Raw genomic sequence first — 19,710 nt, forward strand, 5'->3', positions numbered from 1 at the left:
TCATGTTCTCTGGAGGTGTTATGAGGTTACTTCTGGTTGAAGACGATACCGGCGTCGCTGAGACGCTAATCGCCTTTTTGGAGCGCCAAAGCTTCGTTGTCGACCTTGCCCCCTCTATTGCCATTGCCAAGGTGGCTATTCAAGACAATGATTTTGATTTGGTGCTGCTGGACAGGATGTTGCCGGACGGAGAAGGGATGAGCCTGATGGATTATTGCCTGGCGCAGCATAAACCGCAGCGTTTTATCCTATTAACAGCTCTTGGCGATGTTGATGATAAGGTCGACGGGCTGGAATCGGGCGCCCACGACTATATCGCCAAGCCGTTTGAACCTCGGGAATTGTTGGCGCGGATCCGCAATGCTCTACGCCATCCCATCAAGGTGAGCTCCGACATTAAAACCTTTGGCCCCCTTGCCTATGATGTGGCCAGCCGTAATTTCATGGTGGAAGGCCAGCCGCTGCTGCTGCGCCGCACCGAAGCCTTAGTGTTGGAAGCGTTAATGGCCCGGCCTGGTGTTGTTGTGGCCAGGGAAACCCTGGAATCTCGGGTTTATGGCTATGACAAGTTTGTCAGCTCCAATTCTCTTGAATCACAAATTTCCAGATTGCGTAAGAATCTTGCCGAGAAAACCGACAAGGTCAAAATTCAGGTGATACGCGGTATCGGCTATAGCCTGATTGAAGGCTAAAAGTGAAATTGGGCCCGGTAAGGTCAGTGTCAGCTAGGCCGTTTACACTTTTGGGGTTGTTATTACTTATATTGGGAGTCACTGGTGAATTACCAAGGGCTGGCTGTTGCAAAGGAAAGTGCCACTTTCTTTAAACAGGTCTTTTTTAAGGTAAAGGCCGAAGTCAATAAAATGATGGTGGGGCAGGCCGATGTGGTTGATGGCGTGTTAACGGCACTGATGGCCGGCGGCCATGTTTTGCTCGAAGGGGTGCCGGGCCTTGGCAAAACCATGCTGGTCAGCTCGTTAAGTAAAGCCATTGCGCTGCCGTTCTCCCGTATCCAGTTCACCCCCGATATGATGCCGGCCGATATCGTTGGCAGCTCCGTGTTAACGGAAATGCCTTCCGGGCGCCATGAGCTACATTTCCAGCCTGGTCCTATTGTTTCCAACCTGGTGTTAGCGGACGAAATCAACCGGGCAACACCCAAAACCCAGTCGGCGCTCCTGGAAGTGATGCAGGAAAAGCAGCTGTCTATGGCCGGTAAAACCATCAAGCTCGATGAGCCATTTTGCGTGATGGCGACGCAAAACCCGGTGGACCAGGAGGGCACCTATCCTTTACCTGAGGCCCAGCTTGACCGCTTTTTATTTAAATTGGTGGTGGGTTATCCCAGCGAGCAGGATTATCACACCATCATCGACCGAACCACCCGTGATGATGTCATCATTTTAAATGCTGTCACCGATGCCAACGAGATTTGCCAGATGCGCGACGTGGTTCGCCAGGTGCCGGTGCCTGAGCAGGCAAAAACCTATGCTATCCGCCTGGTCATGGCCACCCAACCCGGCAGTTCTTATGCCTCGTCAATGGTGAACCGCTATGTGGCGTTAGGCGCCTCCCCCCGTGGTGTACAGGCCCTTATCTTGGCGGCAAAAGTCAAAGCGCTGCTCAACGACAGGTTCGCTGTAAGCTGTGATGACATCAAGGCGGTTGCCCCGGCTGTGCTTAACCACCGTGTGGTGCTCAATTTTCAGGCCCAGGCCAATCGCGTGACCAGCCATATGCTGCTGCAAGACTTATTAACCCACAGCCCCCAATAACCACTCCCAACGTCCTTTCCGAATTTGGAGTACCTCCCTTGGCTTAGGTCTTGGGAGGTTTTTTTATAAATGCACTGCCTAGATTATGAAATATTGGTAGAGTAAAAAGATTGGGATCAAACGAGTATAAAACGTGGCGTTAAAAAATATTGTAAAACTGCCGGCTTCCATTTTTGGTCAAATGACCCTTCTGACCATTTTCTTTATTATTGCCTGTATTTATTTTTTCATGGTGAGTCCTGTTCTTGACCGCGATGTCCGCTTTGATGCGTCGACGCCGATCGAGAAAACGCAGGAGCTCGTACGTACGGCATTAAGAAATTACATTGACTCGTTGGTCGCAAAAAAAGATAAATCGGTGCCGATAGATAATGACCAAGTGTTAAAAAAGGTCAAAGAGCTGAACCCCGGTTTCAGGTATTACCTTTACGAAGGTGATACCGTTTTCAGCAGCCCAGGCTATACCCCTCGTTTTTATCACCTGCTACATATTGATGAACTTGATGCGGTCAACAAAAAAGTGGCTATGGCTAATAACTGCTCCAGCTTGTTTCAAAGTGTCTCCGATAGCGATGGTAGCGCTGGCTATGTGCAATACAGCTCCTGCGGTAACTCCAGTTATTACCTTGAATTTATTGGGATAAAGGTGCCGCTGACCATTGATCCCCCCAATCCGCTGACGGTGTATTTCAAAGTGTTGTTATCAAACAGCAGCAACTTTTTGTATTCGGCACTGGGGGTCTTTCTGATTGTGTCGCTGATTTTGGTGCTGAACATTCGGCTGCTGAAAAAGCTGGCTGACGTGGCGGCGTCTTTTGATCCTAATAAGCTTGACCAAAAGCTGCCTGAAAAAGGGCTGCCCAAAGAAGTGCTGCCGCTGGTGCAGGCGGTTAATCAGATGATCGCCAAGGTCGATGCCACCCAAAAGGAGCACAACTTCTTTCTCTCTACCGCCGCCCATGAAATGCGCACCCCTCTGACGGTGCTGCGTACCCGATTGGAGCTGATGGATGACAGTGAGATAAAAGATAAGCTTATCAATGATGTACGGCGTTTAACCGGTCTGGTTAATCAGCTGCTCAAGCTGATGCAGGCCGGGGGGCCAAGGAGCCTGGATAAGACCTTTGATTTGGCCGATAGCTGCCAGCGGGTGGTTCAGTCGGTGGCTGCCCATGCCGAACAACAAGGCGTGAAAGTGACACTGGATGATCTGGCCGGAAGCCATGCAATGAAAGGCGACAGGGGCTTGGTGGAAGTGGCTATTACCAACCTGGTGGATAACGCGGTGTCGTTCTCTGAACCCGGCGCCGAGGTGCAATTATGCTTGGCGCGCGATGGCACTGTGACGGTACGCGACTTTGGCCCTGGCATCGCGCCGGAAAATCTCGATTCCCTGTTCTCGCCCTTTGCCAAGTTCCCGCCAAATCGCAATGGTCATGGCCTGGGGCTGGCCATTGTTGAGGCAATCGTGCGTTTGCACGGTGGCCAGGTCAGCGTCATTAATGCTGATGGCGGCGGCGCCTTGTTTACGGTTCGTTGGTCCTGATGAAAAAGGCTCCGAAGGGAGCCTTTTGTTTAGCGCAGTTTATTGCCGTAAGTATCCCAGACTTCCACTGGGCCTAACTTCAGGGCCCGGATGTCCTTTTCAATTTGGCTCAGATCGCCGACCACCACCCAGGTCAGTTTCCCTGTGCCAAAGGTGGCCTTGGCTTGTGCCCGCACTGCTTCCAAGGTTACCTGTTGCAAGCGCTGCACGGCTCCTTCAGCCCTGTTGTAAGGCAATCCAAAGGAGGCCGAGTTGATCATCGACGCCAGATAGCTGCCGTTGTTGGTAAAACCGTTGGGAATACTGTGGATGGTCGAGGTTTTATCCCTGGCCAGCTCCTGGGCGCTGATGGGGTTGCCAGCTGCGTAGCCCTGGATCTCTTTTTGGATCTCCACCATGCTGGCCGCCGTTTTATCGGCCTGGACAGTACCGCTTGCGGTAAAGACGCGCTGGGCGTGGGGATCGCTGTCGATATAGGAGCTAAAGCCGTAGGCCCAGCCTTTGTCTTCTCGCAGATTCATATTGAGCCGGCTCTGGAAGCCACCGCCCAGCGCTGCGTTCATCAGCAAGTCGGTTGCCGCTTTGTCCTTATCAAAAGGAGCGATGGCTTTACCAACGGCAATGCTGCTTTGCACGGCGCCTGGGGCATCAACCAGGATCACCTTACCCAGGCTGCCATTGGCAACAGCAGGGTGGTCAACGGCGCTGGGGGCTATTTTTTGCCAGTCGCCAAAGTAGCGCTTGGCCAGGGCCTTGGCTTTATCCAGGGTGATATCGCCAATCAGATACAAAGTGGCGTTATTGGGGCCCACTTCATGGTCGTGAAAGGCTTGGATATTGTCGCGGCTGAAGGCGAGGGCCTCTTCTTTGCTAGCAATGTGCCCAAACGGATGGGCCTTACCCCAGATGGCGTCGGCGTAAATGGCGCTGGCGGCATTGATGGGGTTTTGCTCATAGGCCGCGTAAGACGTGGCGATGTGGGTCTTGAGTTTGTCGAGCTCTTTTTGCGGGTAGCTTGGGTGGCGGGTTACCTCGGCAGCCAGGGCAAAGGCGGGCTCGAGGTAGTTGTCGAGCGCACTCCAAGACACGGAGCTTTGATACTTGCCTGAGCGGGCGCTGATATTGGTACCAATGGCATCCATTTTGTCGGCCAGGGTGTCGGTATCGTAGCGGCGGCTGCCGCTGGTCAGCAGCTCAAAGGCATAGCCGGCGACGCCGGGGCCGTATGGCTGTTCGGCAAGGGAGCCGGTGTTAAACACCAGGCTTGCATCCACTATTGGCAGGCCGTGGCGCTGGGCCACAACCAGTTTCATGCCGTTGGCCAAGGTGGCCTCACTGATGGCCGGGAACTTCACCTCGCCTTTGAAGGGGCCCGGGGTGGGGATCTTGGCGCGATCCACCGTTTGTTGCTGCGTGCTGGTTTGCGGCAAGGGCAGCATCTGGGATTCATAGTACGGCTTACTCAGCCACTTTTTGGCAAGGTCTCGGATCGCCTTTGCCTTGGCGCTGGCCAGCCATTGACGCTGCTTGTTGAAAAAGAGCGGGTCGCCGTTGAGCACATAGCCACTGATCAGGCGATCACCCACCGCGGCGTTGCTTTCCAATGAGCGCAGCATGGCGATGTTGGTACCAAGGCTGAGGTCGTTCAGGCGAGCTTGGCTGGGGCCGTCCTTGAAGTAGCGGGCCAAGGCAGAGTCGAGGGCCTGGCTGACTGCTTGTACCGATACCCCGGGCTTGATACCGACGCTGATGGTAAAGGTGCTGCTGACCTGATGGGCATCAACACCGGCCTGCACACCGGTAGCCAGTTGCAGCTCGTCCACCAACACTTTGTTAAGCAAGGCGTTTTGGGAGCCCGCCAGGGTGGCGCCGACAATCTCCATCAGGTTGGTGTCTTTGTCGGTACCGTTAGGCAAGGGCCAGGTGCGACTGATGCTGGCGCTTCCCACTTTGCCGTAGAGGATGTCTCGTTTGACTTCAGACAGCGCCGGTACCCACTGGTCGATACGGTTAATGGGCTTACCGGCCGGCACGTCGCCAAAGTAGTAGCCCACTTTTTGCTTAGCGCTGGCCAGGTCAATGTCTCCGGAGAGCACCAGCACCGCGTTGGCGGCGCCGTAGTTGTCCTTGAACCAAGCTTTCACATCGTCAAGGGTGGCGTTATCCAGATCGGTCATCGAGCCGATGGTGGTGTGATCGTACGGGTGGCCCTTGGGGTAGAAGTTGGCCACAAAGCGGTCATATCCTTCGGCTCCCGGTTGCAGCTGGCCCTGGCGTTTTTCGTTTTTCACTACCGCCCGCTGCTCATCAAGCAGCTTTTGGGTGATCCCTTGGCCCAGGTGGCCCATACGGTCGGATTCCATCCACAGCGCCATATCCAGAGCGTTGCTGGGCACTGTTTCGAAGTAGTTGGTTCTGTCGAGGTTGGTGGTCCCGTTCATGCCCACCGCGCCTGCCGCGATGAAGGGAGCAAAATACTCGCCTTTACGATTGGGGGTTTCCTGGAACATCAGGTGTTCAAAGAGGTGAGCAAAACCGGTTTTGCCTGCTGGCTCGTCCTTGGAGCCAACCCGATACCAGACACCCACATACACGTTGGGTACCGAGTGGTCGCTATGGACCAGGGTGGTAAGGCCATTGGGCAACGTGAAGGTCTGGTAGTCGATGTTTATTTTGTCGAAAACCTGCTCGCTGTCGGCGCTGCTGGCAAAGGGGCTGAGCAACAGCCCGGACAGCACCAGGCTTGATGCCACTTTTTTTATAAAATTCAATTTGTTAAACCTGCGTAAGTAGAGTGCCGTAACGGTATTTAGGCACAGCTTGCTTACCCCAAGCTGGCAGGGCGAAAAAGCGGCATTTAGGGCAGCCCAAAGCTGCAAGGTTGGTGCAAGTTAGCTGGTGTTTAATGACTGCCATCCACTCCAGCAGGGCAGGCACAAATGGTTCTCGACCATGACCAAGTTATCCAACAGCAGCTCGACCGGCTTGATGCCAGCGGCCGGTGCTTTTGGCATGCCCGTTTCCGTGGCGAGGCGTTGGCCAGAAGTGGCGATCTTATGCTGCCATTGCTGCCGGTCTTGGCCTTGCTGGTGCTGGCTGCCGTCCTTGTTGGCGCCTTCAGTGCTGCTGATGCGTTTGTCGGGATGCTGATCGTGCTGCTGACGCTGCTGGCGGGCACTTACCGCTACTGGCGCCGCAAGCTGCGTAGCGGCCGCATAGCGCACCTTGCCCTCTTTGACGCCCGCCTTGGCGCCAACAACCGCATTGTCACCGCCGATGAATTTATGGCCAAAAACAGCCGCAGCGGTTTTGAAGAAGCCGCCGTGCTGGATGCCGCGCCCTGGATAGAAAAAGCCCTTGGCATTGATTTGAGCCTTGAGTCCCACCCCTGGACTGGGCGCCGCAGGGCCTGGCCCTATTTGGCCTGCACCGCGCTGCTGCTTGTCTTGGCTGGGTGGCTGCCGGTGTCGCTGCAAATGCCATCGCTACTGGCCGAAAAGGGCGCGATTACAGAGAACATCATTTTGCCACCCCAGGCCGACGTGCTTTCGGTTAACGCCGCCCCCCCCATGGCTGCTGCCCCCTTGGGTAAGGCCGGTGAGGGGCGTTCAGCGTCTTCGGCTAACCATGAGCCCGCGCCAAGTAACCGGGGCGGCAAAGGCCAGGGGCAGGGGCAATCGGCTACAGGCCAAGGCTCTTATGGGCAAGGCGCACAAGGGAATGCCGGCCAAGCCCGCTCCCCAAGCGCTGCCAGCGCCAAGGCTTCTGCTGCCAAGACGCCTGGTAAAGCCGCTACTCACACAGCGCAGCCGGCGGTTGCCGCCAACGCCGAAGCTACCCCGTCCTCATCGGCTGAGCCATCAAGCGCTGCCGGCAGCGACGGTGAGGCCGCAGCCGATGCCAAGGCCACGACAGCGCAAGGGCGCAGCGCATCGTCGGCCGAAAAACCCATGGCGGCTAACAACAGCAACGCAAAGCAGCAGGGCGCCGGGCGCAAGAATGCCACCAGCCACAGCCAAAAAGGCAATCCCAGCCAGGGGCAAGGGCAGGGCAATAGCAATAAAGGTAACCAGGGGCAAAGCCAAGGCAGCCAGGAAGGCATTAAGAAAAGCCGTGGCGTGGCGGGCATTTTGCTGGCCGTGCCCATGGAAGATCAGTTACTGGGTACGGCCAATAAGGGCCGCATCAGCAGCAGCACCGAACAGGTTTTTGCGACAGCCTCCGGCCAGCAACCGGGCGCGGCCCAAAGCCGTGGCCAGCTGAACGGCAGCATCGAACAGGCGCCTCAGCCGCAGGCCAGTCAGCAGGAATTGCAGCTTATCAAGCGCTTCTTCCTGATGCCGCCGGATAGCGAGCAAAACGACAATCACTAAGGGACAGCATTCTTTATGCAAATGCGCGACAGCCAACTAGACAGCAACCTCGGCCTGTTTAAAGAACAGTTCGAGAAGATCCGCAACGAAGTGAGCAAAGTCATTGTCGGCCAGGCTGACATCATCGACGGGGTGCTGACGGCCCTGGTGGCCGGTGGCCATGTGCTTTTGGAAGGGGTGCCGGGATTGGGCAAGACCATGCTGGTCAGTGCCATCAGCCAGGCGGTGCGGTTGCCGTTTTCCCGCATTCAGTTCACCCCGGACATGATGCCTGCCGATATCCAGGGCGCGTCGGTGCTGACCGAGAACGAGCAGGGCGGCCATGAGCTGAGTTTTCAGCCTGGGCCTATCGTGTCAAACCTGGTACTGGCCGACGAAATAAACCGCGCAACGCCCAAAACCCAATCAGCGCTTCTGGAAGTGATGCAGGAAAAGCAGGTAACGGTTGGGCGGCGCACCATCAAACTTGACGACCCTTTTTGCGTGATGGCCACCCAAAACCCGGTCGACCAGGAAGGGACTTACCCGTTACCCGAAGCCCAATTGGACCGCTTTTTGTTCAAGCTGGTGGTGGGCTACCCCAGCGAGCAGGACTATCACACCATCATTGACCGCACTACCGGTGGCCAGAAGATTGAACTGGCTGGGGTCAGCGACGGCGACACCCTCAACCAGATGCGCAGTATCGTGCGCTCGGTGCCGGTAAGTGACGAGGCAAAAACCTTTGCCATTCGCCTGGTAATGGGCACCCAGCCGGGCAGCGACTACGCCCCGGAGCCCATCAACCGCTATGTGTCCCTGGGCGCCTCGCCGCGTGGGATCCAAAGCCTGATGCTGGCTGCCAAGGTCCAGGCGCTGCTAAACGACCGTTTCACCGTACTGGCAGAGGATATTCGCGCCGTGGCCAAACCGGTGCTGCGCCACCGATTGGTCCTTAACTTTCATGCCCAGGCTGCCAAAGTCAGCCCTGACAGCCTGGTGCAAGACGTGCTGGCGAAGCTCCGATAATGGCCTCGCCCCTGACCTTTGATGCCCTGTTTGACGCCGATTTCTTGTCTCGGCTGCAACAGTTTTCACTGCGCCTGGCCGAGGCGCAAAAAGGCGGCCGCCTGGCAGAGCAGAAAACCCGGGCCAGGGGCCAGGGCCTGGAATTTGCCGATTTCAAACCTTATGCCGCCGGGGACGACCTGCGGGCCATTGATTGGCATGTCTACCAGCGCATGGGCCGGCTCTTTGTCCGGGTTTTTGAAGAAAAACAAGACCTACCGGTGTACTTCCTGGTTGACCAATCCCCCAGCATGTACCTCGAAACGCCGCCAAGGGCGCTGTCAGGGCTGAGGGCCGTATTGGCGTTGGCAGCCATTGCCCTGGGGCAGCACGATTCGGTTGGCCTCTTTCCTTTTGCCGCCGAGCTGCAAACCCGGGTCAAGGCCCTTTCCGGCAAAAGCAACCTGATGCGCTTTGCCACCATGCTGGCCGAGCTTTCCCCCACCGGCCACAGCGCTCTTACCGGTAGTCTGCGCCAGTTTGCGGGTTATCCGCTGCGCCAGGGGTTGGTGGTGGTGGTGTCTGACTTTTTCGATGAGGCGGGTGTCGAGGCTGTTTGTGATGCGCTGCAGGGGCTTCGGCACCGGGTGCTGCTGGTGCAACTGGTCAGGGAGCAGGACGCCGACCCCAGGCTGGATGCCCGTTTTAACGGTGAGCTACGCCTTGAAGATTGCGAGTCTGGTGCGGTGTGCGATCTGACCCTGACCGACCCGCTCATTGCCCGCTATCAAAAGGCTTATCAGGCCTTTGACCAGCGGTTACAGCGCTTTGCCCAAGAGTATGGAGCTGCGCACATCAAGATTGATACCGACAAAGACCTTTTGGCGCAGCTAAGCGCGCTCTTTTCGGCCGGAGGGCTAAGGCTGTGAACTTTACCCAGATCCCCTTTGGCTTGGTGCTCGCCGGTGCCTTAGTGCTGGCCGCCGCCCTTTATCTGTTGCAACAGCTCAAGGTGCGTTTTACACGGGTGACCTTGCCAACACTGATGCTTTGGCAAGAAGCGTTGGCCGACGCGCCGGTGCGGGTGCTGCGCCAGCGGTTTCGCTACTGGTGGGCTTATTTACTGTCGTTGGCCATCGCCTTGCTGCTGTGGCTGGCGGCTGCCGGAGTGCAATGGGCCGAGCCTGCCAAGCCAGCCCGGCTCTATTATCTGGATGCCTCGGCAACCCTGGCGCCGCCAGGGCGCTTTGAGGCGGCGCGCCAGGCGCTGCTTGATGATCTGGCCGCAGTACCGGCTGATGAGCGGCAAGTGTTTGTCGGTGGCGCGGTGAACAGCCTGCTGCTGGATAAAGGCGAGTCTCTGGCGCTGCTCAAGCGGCGCCTGGCCAAAGTGACACCGGCGCTGAGTCCCTCGCCTGTCAGCGCCTTTTTGCGCCAATATCAGCATCGCCAAGTTTATTACTATGGCGCGGCGGCGTTACCGGAGGAGGCCGCTAAGGCCTTGGTGCGCGGTTTTGCTCCCAAGGCCCTGGAGCAGGATCAGGGAATAGTGGCGCTGGGCGCCAGCCCTTCGGCGTCTGCCGAGCCATCGTTGGTCGATGTGCTGATAAGGGTCAGTGGCCAAGGCGTTAGCGCTGGCGATCTGTCGCTGACCTTGGCGGGTAGCCCCTATCAAACCACTTTGGTACCCCAGGGCAACAACGCCTTTTTGCTGTCCGGCCTGCCGGCTAACGGCAAGGTGCTGGGGGTGTCGCTGAATAAGGCCGACGACTTTGCCGCCAACAACAGTGCCAACTTGGTCTTGCCCCATTTTGCTCCCCTGAAAGTGGCTGTCAGCAATGGGGCCCCCGAGGTGATGCGCGCCTTGGTCAAGGCTGACCCTGGCATGGTGCTGAGCGAAGCAGCCAAAGCCGAGGTGCAAGTGCTGGTTGAAGGTGAACCGCAGCGCCCGGGGGTTCCGGCCTTGTTGATAAGCCCCGATCAGCAGGCGGCCCTGGTGTTCGCCTACAGCCCAGGCGACGACGCCAAAGCCCTCAAAGGCGCCCTTAGCGAACTGGGGCTCAGGGGGCCAGAGATGCAGGCCCTGGCCGATCAGTTCCATCGCCCCATTCGTCTTGAATTGCTGCCGGCAAGCCATCGGCAACTTAGCCTTTGGCAGCCGCTACTCACCGGGCAAAGCCATTTTATTCAGTCGCGCACCCTGCCGGTGCTGCTGGCCAAATCCCTGCGCTGGCTGGCCGGGCAGCAGCCCTGGGTGCCTTACGCTGAAGCCGGAAGCGACCTTTATGATCTGTCGGCAGCCTATGGCCTTGGCGGCAGCCAGCATTACCGGCGCTTGGCCCTCGGAAAAGCCCCCTATCTTGCGGCCAGTGGCCCTTGGCCTGATGCGCCTGCGCAGCTGCAGGTAGCGCTGAGCAATGACGCCTTGCCCGCAGCATTAACCCAACCGCTGGCAACGGCTAAAAGCGCGCAGGCAAAGGCGCCGCCAGTCAGTTTGGTGTGGTGGCTTGTTATTGCGGCGTCGTTGCTGCTGGCCCTTGAGTGGCGCCTGGTGCAACGCGGCAAGATGCCTTAAGGAGTGGTATTTGTGAGCCTTGAATTTGTTCATCCTCATGCTGGTTGGCTGCTGTTGGCCCTGCCATTGGTGTGGCTCAGCGCTGCCAAACACACCGGCTGGGCCCATAAGATGCTGCGCAGTGGCGTGTTTGCCGCCCTTATCCTTGGCTTGGCGCAACCGGCCTTTATTGGCAAAGACAATGGGGCCTACCGGGTGTTTGTGCTCGACCAAAGCGCCAGCCTTTCGCCCGAGGCAAAGGCGCGGGCCCTAGAAGTGCTGCGCCAAAGCCTTGCTTCTGTGCCAAGGGGCGATAGAGCTGTGCTTATCCAAATAGGTGGTGAGCCGGTGAAGGTGGCGGTGGCTAGGCGCCAGCAATGGGACAATCCCCTTAGCCCATCGTCTTTATCCCAGGCGCTGCAAGCGGCCCTTGATGCCATCCCCCTTGGTGCCAATGGGGCTATTGCCCTTATCACCGATGGCTTGAGTACCGACCAGCACTGGCAGCAGGCCCTGTTTGCCCTTCGCCAGCGTGGCCTGCCGGTCAATGTGCTGGAACTGGGTAGCGCCCCCCAGCAACCCTTTATTGAGGCCATGACCACGCCGCCGGTGCAGGCCGGGCAACAGGCCACTTTCACCCTGGCCCTCAAAGGGCAGGGGCAAGGGCTGGGATTGTCGCTGTACCAAGGGGCTACAGAGGTCAAGCACCTAAGCGACTTGACGCTCACCGGGGAGGGGGAGCTGGCGCTGAGCGTGCCGGTCAAGGCGCCGGGCTTTGAGGCTTTTCATGCCGAGCTGAGTGATGCCCAGGGGCAGGTATTGAGCCGCTATAACACCTTGGTTGCTATTCAGGCGCCGCCTAACGTGCTTTACCTTGGCCAGGATGCTGGAGGCGCCGCCAAGCTCCAGGCGCTGCTGGGCAGCAGCGCTGATGTCAGCACCCTGGCGCCCTCGGCGTTATTGGGCGTGGATTGGAACCACTACCGGCTGGTGTTTATGGACGACATCGCTGCCAAGGCGCTGCCCGTTACCGTTCAAGAGTCGCTGTTAGACGCGGTGCGCGATCAGGGCCTTGGGCTAGTTCATACCGGTGGCAAAAGCGCCTTCGGCCCCGGTGGCTATGCAGGCCAACCCCTTGCCAAGGCACTGCCGGTGACCATCGACGATGAGCAGCAGAAAAAACAGCCCAGCATCTCATTGGCGATTGTGGTCGACAGCTCCGGCTCCATGCAGGGCAAACCCATTGAGCTTGCCAAGCAACTGGCGCGCTTGGCGGTTCGCAAGCTCAAGCCCACCGACAACATCGGCGTTGTCGAATTTTATGGCAACAAGCAATGGTCGGTACCCATGCAACCGGCCCAAAACCTTGACGAAATCGAGCGTGCCATAGGCCGGATGCAAGCCAAAGGCGGCAGCGTATTACTGCCCGCCATTCAGGAAGCGTATTTTGGGCTTCGCAATACCCATACCCGTTACAAGCATTTACTGGTGATCACCGACGCCGGGGTGGAGGAGGAGAACTACCAGCGCCTGATGCGCCACATCGCCCAAGAGCAGATCAATGTCTCAACGGCCCTGGTCGGTGGTTCAGGGGAAGGCGAAGACAAAATGATGGACTGGGCCAACTGGGGGCATGGCCGTTTTTACGAGGTCAATGACGAATTCAGCATGGTGCAAATCGACCTTAACCGTCCGCAATCGGAACCGGTTGCGCAGTACCGCCAAGGGCAGTTTGCCCCCACTTTGGCCCCCGGTAGCTGGTGGCAGGGCAACCAAACCCTACCTGCCATCACCGGTTACGACAAGGTGTCGGTGCGGCCACGGGCTCAAACCCTGGTGAGCCTTGATGATGGCTCGCCACTGGTGGCCAGTTGGCAATACGGGGCCGGCCGGGTTAGCGCGATGATGACCGAGCCTTTTGGTCAGGGAACCCAAGGCTGGCAAAGCTGGGCGGGTTACGGCCGGTGGCTGGGCAGCTTGCTGGCCCGTACTGCCAATCAGCAATGGCCCTTTAACGCGACCCTCAGCCGCCAGTTCGATCAGCTAACCATTGATGTGCAAAAGCAGCTCCCCGGCTATGCCGAGCCCAAGCTGACCCGGCTGACGCCTCAAGGGGCCCAGGACATTGCCCTGTATGAAAAGGCCCCCGGTATTTATCACGGACAGCTCGCTCTGCCCGAAACCGAGGACGCCCAATTGCTGCTCGAAGGCGGCGCCAGTGTACTGCGTCTGGCCGACCGGGCTGGCTCTGATCTGGCCCCTGAGGGTGAAGTGGCTGCCGCTATGCCACTTGAGCAGTTGGCCTCGTTAACCGGCGGCCAATACAGCACCAGCCAATTGGGGCAGAAGGTTGCCAAGGGCAGCTTTGCCATCCGGGCCATCACACTGTGGCCCTGGGCCTTGTTGCTGGCGCTGGCGCTTTATCTCACCGAACTGATGTATCGCCGCTGGCCTCGCCACCGGCAGGCCATAGCGCAGGATAAGAACTGATGATGTTTCGCTACAAACCCCTGGTGTTGGCCCTGGCGTTAGGGGCTGGTTTGGCCAACCCTTGCTGGGCCGGGATTGACAGTGCCGACTGGCAGCAACTGCTGAGCGCACCCAGGCTTGATGAGGCTCGGTTGGCCAGCCTTTATCGGCAGACCAGCGTTAGCAGCCCAGGGCTCAAAGGCGCCGAGCAGCAACTGACGGCGCTTGCCCAGCAACAGCCGGCACTGCTGGCCCGCGCTTGGGTCGTGAAAGGTTATCTTGCCTGGCAAGACGGCAACCGCGCCCAGGCGCAGGCTGCCGCAGATGCCGCCGTTAAGGCGGGAGGCCAGATTGAGGCCTGGTTGCTCAAAGCGCGGCTTTTGGACAGCCAAGGTCAAGCCACAGAGGCCCTTGGTTGGTATCAAAAAGCCCTGGCTAAAAGCGCCTTGGAGACCGATCGCCAACAGCTGCGCTTAACCATGGCCATCATTGCCAGCGATAAGGGGCCGGCGCCGCTTATCGAACTGGCCAAAAGCGGCCAGTTTAGCGGCGCACCTTCGGTGATGGCGCTGCTGGGCTACCCCAAAAGTGCGCTGGCTCATCACCTTGGCGTCAACGGATTTGCGAAGGCGGTCCAAGTCGCTGATTGGGCTATCGCTGCCAAGCACTACCGCCAGGCACAAACACTGGCCTGGCAGGCTTATCAGCAGGCCACGGATATTGCCGACCAGCGCTACGCCCTGGCGGTACTGGTGGAAGCCTACCGAAAAGCAGGCCATCTCGAAGGGGCCATCAGCTTTTTGAACCACCAGCCACGGCAGTTACCGACCGAGCAGGTCAAACTGGATGTGCTGTTGGAGCTGGGCCGCTTTGATGAGGCCGAGCAACTGGCGAGGCGGGCGCCAGAGCCGGCATTTAGCCAGCAACTGGTGACGGTGCTGGAAATGGCCGGGCGCTACCAGGACCTGGCCGGAGAATACCAGCGCTTAATCAAGGCCGAACCCAAGGAAGCGCGCTGGTATCAAGGGCTTGCTTCACTGTATCTGGCTCAGGGCGACCCTCAGAAGGCAACCGATACCTACACCAAGCTGGTTGGTGGCCAACAAGGCAATACCCCGCTTTTGATACAAACAGCGCAGCTGATGGCCGGGCAGGGGCTTGACGATCAGGCCCTGGCTTTGGTTAAGGAGCTTGGGTCCGGCGAGGCGCTGACTGCTGTGCAACTGTTTATGATTGGCAATGACCTTGACCACGGCCAGGATGAAAAGGCCATTACTCTGCTTCGGCTGCTGGATAACGCCCTGGCGGCGAACGACACCCGGCGCCTGACACTCGCCGACGGCTTTGAACGCCTGCAACAGCCCGCTCGCGCCTTGGCCATTTTGGACAACCTTGAAAAGGCCGGGGTGGCCTTGGGGTACGACCAACAGGTGCACATGGCAAAGCTTGCCATGACCGCCGAAGGAGCAAGGCCAGCCCTGGCACGTTGGCAGGCCCTTTGGCGCCAGGCCTCCTTGCCGGCACGTAAGCACTATTTGGAAAAGCAATTGATTGGCGCCGCTACCGAGGCTGGCGAATTGAAGGGGCTCATCGCTACCCTGCAGCGCGCCGTAGACGCCAACAAGGCGCGCCCTGATGAGCTGGATTTGCTGGTCAGTATCTATCTGGAGCAAAACCAGCGCCCGCAGGCCCTTGCCACCGCCCAGCGCTTTGCCAGCCAGCAAGGGGAGGGGGCGGCGGCGTTGCAAAGGCTCAGCGCTCTGTACTTGCGACTGGATGACCACCGGGCTTATCAGCAGACCCTGGAGGCACAGATCAAGGCCAACCCCGGCCAGGCAGCACTGTATTTGCGCCAATTGATTTTGAGCACCCTCAAGTACGATTTGGCCGAGTTGTCGCCCAAAGACCGGCTGGCAAAAATTGACCCGCTGCTGCGCCGCTTGCAGGGGCTCGCTACCGGCGATGCCCAGTCGTTTGAATTTGCCGCTGGTGTCTATGCCAGGGCTGGCCTTGAGCAGCAAGCCGTTCGCTGCTACCGCCAGGCACTGGCGCAAGATCCCGGCCGTAGTGACGATCTGCTGCAAATGACCGAACTGATGAAAAACAGCGGCGATGTCGGTGAAGCGGTCACTCTGCTGCAACTGGCGGTGATGGATGCCGCCGATGACAACCGTTTTGCCGCCGCCATTGATGGGCTGGTCAATACGGTGGCAACCGACGATCCGGCCCTGCCGGCGCCGCGCAGTGCGCTCCTCAGTTGGGCAAAACGCCAGGTGCTGGCGAGGATCGCCCAAAAGGGCGCCGATTTTTACCTCTACTCATTGCTCGCTGATCTGGCTCAGGAAGATGCCGATTTCACCCTGGTGTCCCGCACCTACCAAAATGCCCTAGCCCTGTCCGATCAGCAGCGCCCACAGGTATTGCGCCAGCTGATCGCCCTGGCGAGCGGCGGCGCTGACAGCAGTGAAAACGGCGGCCCGGTATTGATCGACGATGCCAGTAAGGTGACCTTCGGGCGCCGGCTTATCGCCCTGAAACGCGAATACCCGGCAGAGCTCTACAGCTCCCTTGCCAATAGCCTGTTAAAAAGTGGCGATTTGCTGGGTGCCGAGCAGGCATTTTCGATGATGAGCGACATCAGCGGCCTGATAAATGTCGACGAAATCAAAGGTGACAGCTTCGACGATGCCGGTTTTATTGACAAAGCGCTGAGCGATTACAGCCGGGCCTTGCTGCAAGACCAGGACAACATTGCCCTGGCGCTGAAAACGGCGCGGCTATTGGAGCAAAAAGGTCAGTCGCAGCGGGCCAGCCACTGGTATTGGCATGCCTTGGAGCAACTGATGCAGCGCCAGCCCTTGCAGCGCTCCAGCGTTCAGGGCGGCGAAACCTTGGAATTCAACCGTTTTGCCCCGAGCCTTAGCGAGGGCTTTTTACTGAACTGGCAGCCGGACCAGCCCGGCTATGATAAGGCGCTGTTGGCGATGATAAGCGCCACCCTTGAGGCCACCCGCGCCCGAGCAGGGCACATCACCTATGCGCATGCCCTGCGGTTGCAATTACTGGTGGACCTTGGCTTTCGTATGGCTCAAAAATCCCCCGGCCTTTGGACGCAGATAGAGGCGCAGGTGCAGCGCGATTTTGCTCAGGACCCTAGTTATCTCGCCATGATTGATGACCTTGCAATAACGGCGGGCAAAGCGGCGAAATCCAGCTTGCCCTATCAGCCGTTAAAGGCCCTTTCGCAGCAGGCGGATATCGAGCATAACGCCAACCTGAGCCTTGCCATCGCCATCGACCGGCAAGATAAAGCCAGCCTCGGCAAACTGACGGTTGCGGCCCTTGAAAACGAACAGCAGCGGCATCAGCCGGGAGCGGCAGGCCAGGCTGGTCAGCCCTATGTTTACGACACTCTCTATCCGCTGGTGCTGGAAACCCAAGCCCATCTGCCCGAAGAGAGCTTTCGCCAGTGGATCTTGGCGCCGGTGCAGCGCTCGGCGCACTTTGATGACCTGCTGTTCGATATCCTGCGTACGGTGCCAAAACGGTATCTTGAGCTAGAGCGGGTTGCCGGCCGGCCGCTGCTGGGCAATGCCACCATCATCGACATGCTGGTCAATGATGGCGGCCGGCCACTGAGCTTCTCTCGCTACTACCGGGCCCAAATGACCCTGGATAGCTTTTTACGCCAGCGGCTTACCCTGGATGAGCAGTTGAGCTTGTATGGCAAGTTGATAGCAAAAAGTGCCGATGGTAATGGCCGCTCCGGCCTGCTCGATGGCCTTCGCGGCCATTTGCTGACGGTGCCCCTTAACGAAGGGCAGCGCCAGCAATTAAGCCGCGCTCTGAAGCAAGACATAACCGAGCAAGCCGGCGAGGGGGCTTTGGGGCAGCCCCTGGCCCAGTTGTTGGTGCTAAACGCCGCGAAAGACTCGCGGGCACTTCTTGAAAAGGTGGCGGCAGGCTTTGCCAAACGGCAGCCCAAGGCGGCCCAGTTGCCGGTTTTCCTCAATGCCTGGTTCAGGGGCGATAAAGACGTTGCCTACCAAGCGCTCTTGCAGCTGGCCGAACAGCTCCCGCCTTTTGAGCAGGATAAGCTCTACAGTGCCGTGCCACCCGAGCGCTATTTTAAAGACCAGCAACAGCGCCATATTGAGCGCTTTATGGCAGATAGCGCCCCGTCAAAACGCGATATCGACTTGTTCTATAAGCAGTTTGTGCTTCGCGGCGAGACGCAAGGCCAACAGCAAATCGCGTTTTATCAAAAGCTGCTGACGCTAGAGCCTGGTAACCAGGGCTTTGTAGCGGGGCTACTCAAGCGCTACTGGCAGCTTGGCCGCGTGGCCGATTTCAACCGGCAGTTGGGCCAGTATCAGCAGGCGCATCCCGACGACCTTGACGCCAGAACGTTGCTCTTTATGGCCCTCAAAGCCAGCGGCGAAGACCAGCAAGCCAAGGCGGTGGCAACCACGGCAATGGGGACCAAGGCATGGCAACAGGCATTGGTGAATAAAATCGCGGCTCAAAGCGCCAGCACTGGTGAAGGCCTTGGGAGCCTTTACCGGCTGCTCTATGAGCCTTTTGCCCGTAAGACGTCGATGCTCCCAGATCTTGGGCCCAGTTTGCAGCCGCTACCTGACGCGGATCTGAGTGACCTTGCCAAGGCTTATGCCACCTCACCCGGCGGTGGGATACACCTGCTCCGGCGCCTGTGGCGTGACAGCCTGCCGGTTTGGGGCGGCTCATCTCGCCCAACGGTCATGCGCGGTGAGCTGTTAAACGAGGCGTTTGATCTCTATGGCAAACCGCTGCCTGCACCTTCAAAGCCCGGTTCCCTGGCCTGGGCCCTGGGCGAGCGCCAAGACAGCCCCGCCTTGTTGGCACAGATGGCCAAAGACCCTGGTGTGAGCGACGAGCTGCAAGCTTATATTGGGGCGGTGCCGATGCAGGCCCGGCCATGGATGTTGCCGTTTTATCAATTGCTGGCCGAAGGGTTGGTTGCCCAGGGGCGAAGCGAAGCCCGCTTGGCCCCGCTGCAGGCAGAACTAGAGAAGGGCCAGTTGGATACCGATGGCCTGCAGATGCTGGTGAGCCTCTATCGCGCCGAGCACAAGGCGCTCAGTGAGCCTCAAGCCAAGGCGCTGCTTGAGAACCTTAACCGTATCCCGGTGCTGGCACCTCGTCAGCGGTTGTTGTTGTCCGAGCTCCTTGCTCGCAGCGGCCAAGAACCTGTTGCCGGCCAACTGCTGCTTAGCGCCGCATTACAACAGCGCTTTATGCAGCCGCAGATGCTGTCTCAGTGGTATGACCGTGGCCAGGCCGGTGTCAGTTTGCAGGAGCTGGTTGCCTCCTTGGCGAGTTGGCCCGACAAGGCGCAGGCTGCCAAGAGCTATCGCACCCTCATCGACTGGGTGGGCGACAGCGTGGCCGACAGTGCCAGCGGCAAAATCGAGCCAATGCTGGACAGCTTTGTGCTTGCTAGTGCGCCGTCTGTGACTGACGCGCCAGCGGCGCTGGTGGCTGACATCCGGCCGTCGGCCCTTGACAGTCAGGGGCCACAGCGCCTGCTGTTTGACGCGCAGATAGCCTTGGGCAAGCAGCAGTACCAAGTGGCCATCGACGGTATCGTGGCAAGCCTTAGGTATCACAAAAGCTCAGGATATGACCGTGATGCCGAAGCCTTCGCCTATTTTCTCTATGGCAGTAACGGCCTGCAACCAACAGCCATGGCCACACTGCTGGCGGCGGCCGACAGGTTATTCCCGTTGGCCAACGGGCAGCAGCTGCTTCCTTGGCTAGATAGCCTGACCCAGCACCTTGAAGAGGCCTATGGCCAACGGCAAATCAAAGAAGGTCCCTATGGGCAACTGCTGCTGGTGCTGGCCCAGCGTTATCAGCAACTGGGTGAGCATGAAAGGGCCAGCCAGTGCCTGGATAAGCTTGGTGGCATGAGCCTGCCGCCGGAGCAACAAAAGGCCCTAGAGAGGCTGCGAGGCCATTAAAAAA

10 protein-coding genes are annotated in these 19,710 nt (G+C 58.6%); 9 read left to right on the forward strand and 1 reads right to left on the reverse strand.

Annotated elements, in window-relative coordinates; genetic code table 11:
- Nucleotides 1-2: 2 nt before the first annotated feature.
- The 3 genes from AC22G1_RS08210 to AC22G1_RS08220 all read left to right on the forward strand — a co-directional run bounded on the left by AC22G1_RS08210 (nucleotide 3) and on the right by AC22G1_RS08220 (nucleotide 3,321).
- Entirely contained in the window at nucleotides 3-692 is a 690-nt protein-coding gene (locus AC22G1_RS08210; RefSeq protein WP_487316322.1) for a response regulator transcription factor, read from the forward strand.
- Between the two features lie 84 nt (nucleotides 693-776).
- Nucleotides 777-1,775 (forward strand): AAA family ATPase, encoded by a 999-nt coding sequence (locus AC22G1_RS08215; RefSeq protein WP_487316323.1) that lies wholly within the window; start codon nucleotides 777-779, stop codon nucleotides 1,773-1,775.
- Between the two features lie 181 nt (nucleotides 1,776-1,956).
- On the forward strand, nucleotides 1,957-3,321 hold the full coding sequence (locus AC22G1_RS08220; protein ID WP_487316324.1) for a sensor histidine kinase: 1,365 nt from the start codon (nucleotides 1,957-1,959) through the stop codon (nucleotides 3,319-3,321).
- Between the two features lie 29 nt (nucleotides 3,322-3,350).
- On the opposite strand, the gene AC22G1_RS08225 is transcribed toward AC22G1_RS08220, so the two are convergent.
- Nucleotides 3,351-6,074, reverse strand: a complete 2,724-nt coding sequence (locus AC22G1_RS08225; protein ID WP_487316325.1) for a M16 family metallopeptidase — start codon at nucleotides 6,072-6,074, stop codon at nucleotides 3,351-3,353.
- Nucleotides 6,075-6,260: 186 nt separating this feature from the next.
- Here AC22G1_RS08225 and AC22G1_RS08230 point away from each other — a divergent pair, with 186 nt between their 5' ends.
- From AC22G1_RS08230 to AC22G1_RS08255, 6 genes are read left to right on the forward strand one after another with little or no spacing between them, the layout of a single operon-like run.
- Entirely contained in the window at nucleotides 6,261-7,694 is a 1,434-nt protein-coding gene (locus AC22G1_RS08230; RefSeq protein ID WP_487316326.1) for a hypothetical protein, read from the forward strand.
- Nucleotides 7,695-7,709: 15 nt separating this feature from the next.
- Entirely contained in the window at nucleotides 7,710-8,702 is a 993-nt protein-coding gene (locus AC22G1_RS08235) for an AAA family ATPase (protein WP_487316327.1), read from the forward strand.
- Nucleotides 8,702-9,610, forward strand: coding sequence for a DUF58 domain-containing protein (locus AC22G1_RS08240; RefSeq protein WP_487316328.1), 909 nt, complete (start codon nucleotides 8,702-8,704; stop codon nucleotides 9,608-9,610). Before AC22G1_RS08235 ends, AC22G1_RS08240 begins: the two co-directional genes overlap by 1 nt.
- A complete protein-coding gene (locus tag AC22G1_RS08245; protein WP_487316329.1) occupies nucleotides 9,607-11,256 on the forward strand; it encodes a hypothetical protein in 1,650 nt (549 codons plus the stop codon). The genes AC22G1_RS08240 and AC22G1_RS08245 overlap by 4 nt, the downstream gene beginning before the upstream one ends.
- 12 nt (nucleotides 11,257-11,268) lie before the next feature.
- The gene (locus tag AC22G1_RS08250; protein WP_487316330.1) at nucleotides 11,269-13,725 is read left to right on the forward strand and encodes a VWA domain-containing protein; all 2,457 of its coding nucleotides are present in this window, start codon (nucleotides 11,269-11,271) and stop codon (nucleotides 13,723-13,725) included.
- Nucleotides 13,725-19,706, forward strand: a complete 5,982-nt coding sequence (locus AC22G1_RS08255; protein ID WP_487316331.1) for a tetratricopeptide repeat protein — start codon at nucleotides 13,725-13,727, stop codon at nucleotides 19,704-19,706. The genes AC22G1_RS08250 and AC22G1_RS08255 overlap by 1 nt, the downstream gene beginning before the upstream one ends.
- Nucleotides 19,707-19,710: the final 4 nt, after the last annotated feature.

Source organism: Gallaecimonas zhanjiangensis (genome assembly GCF_057624825.1).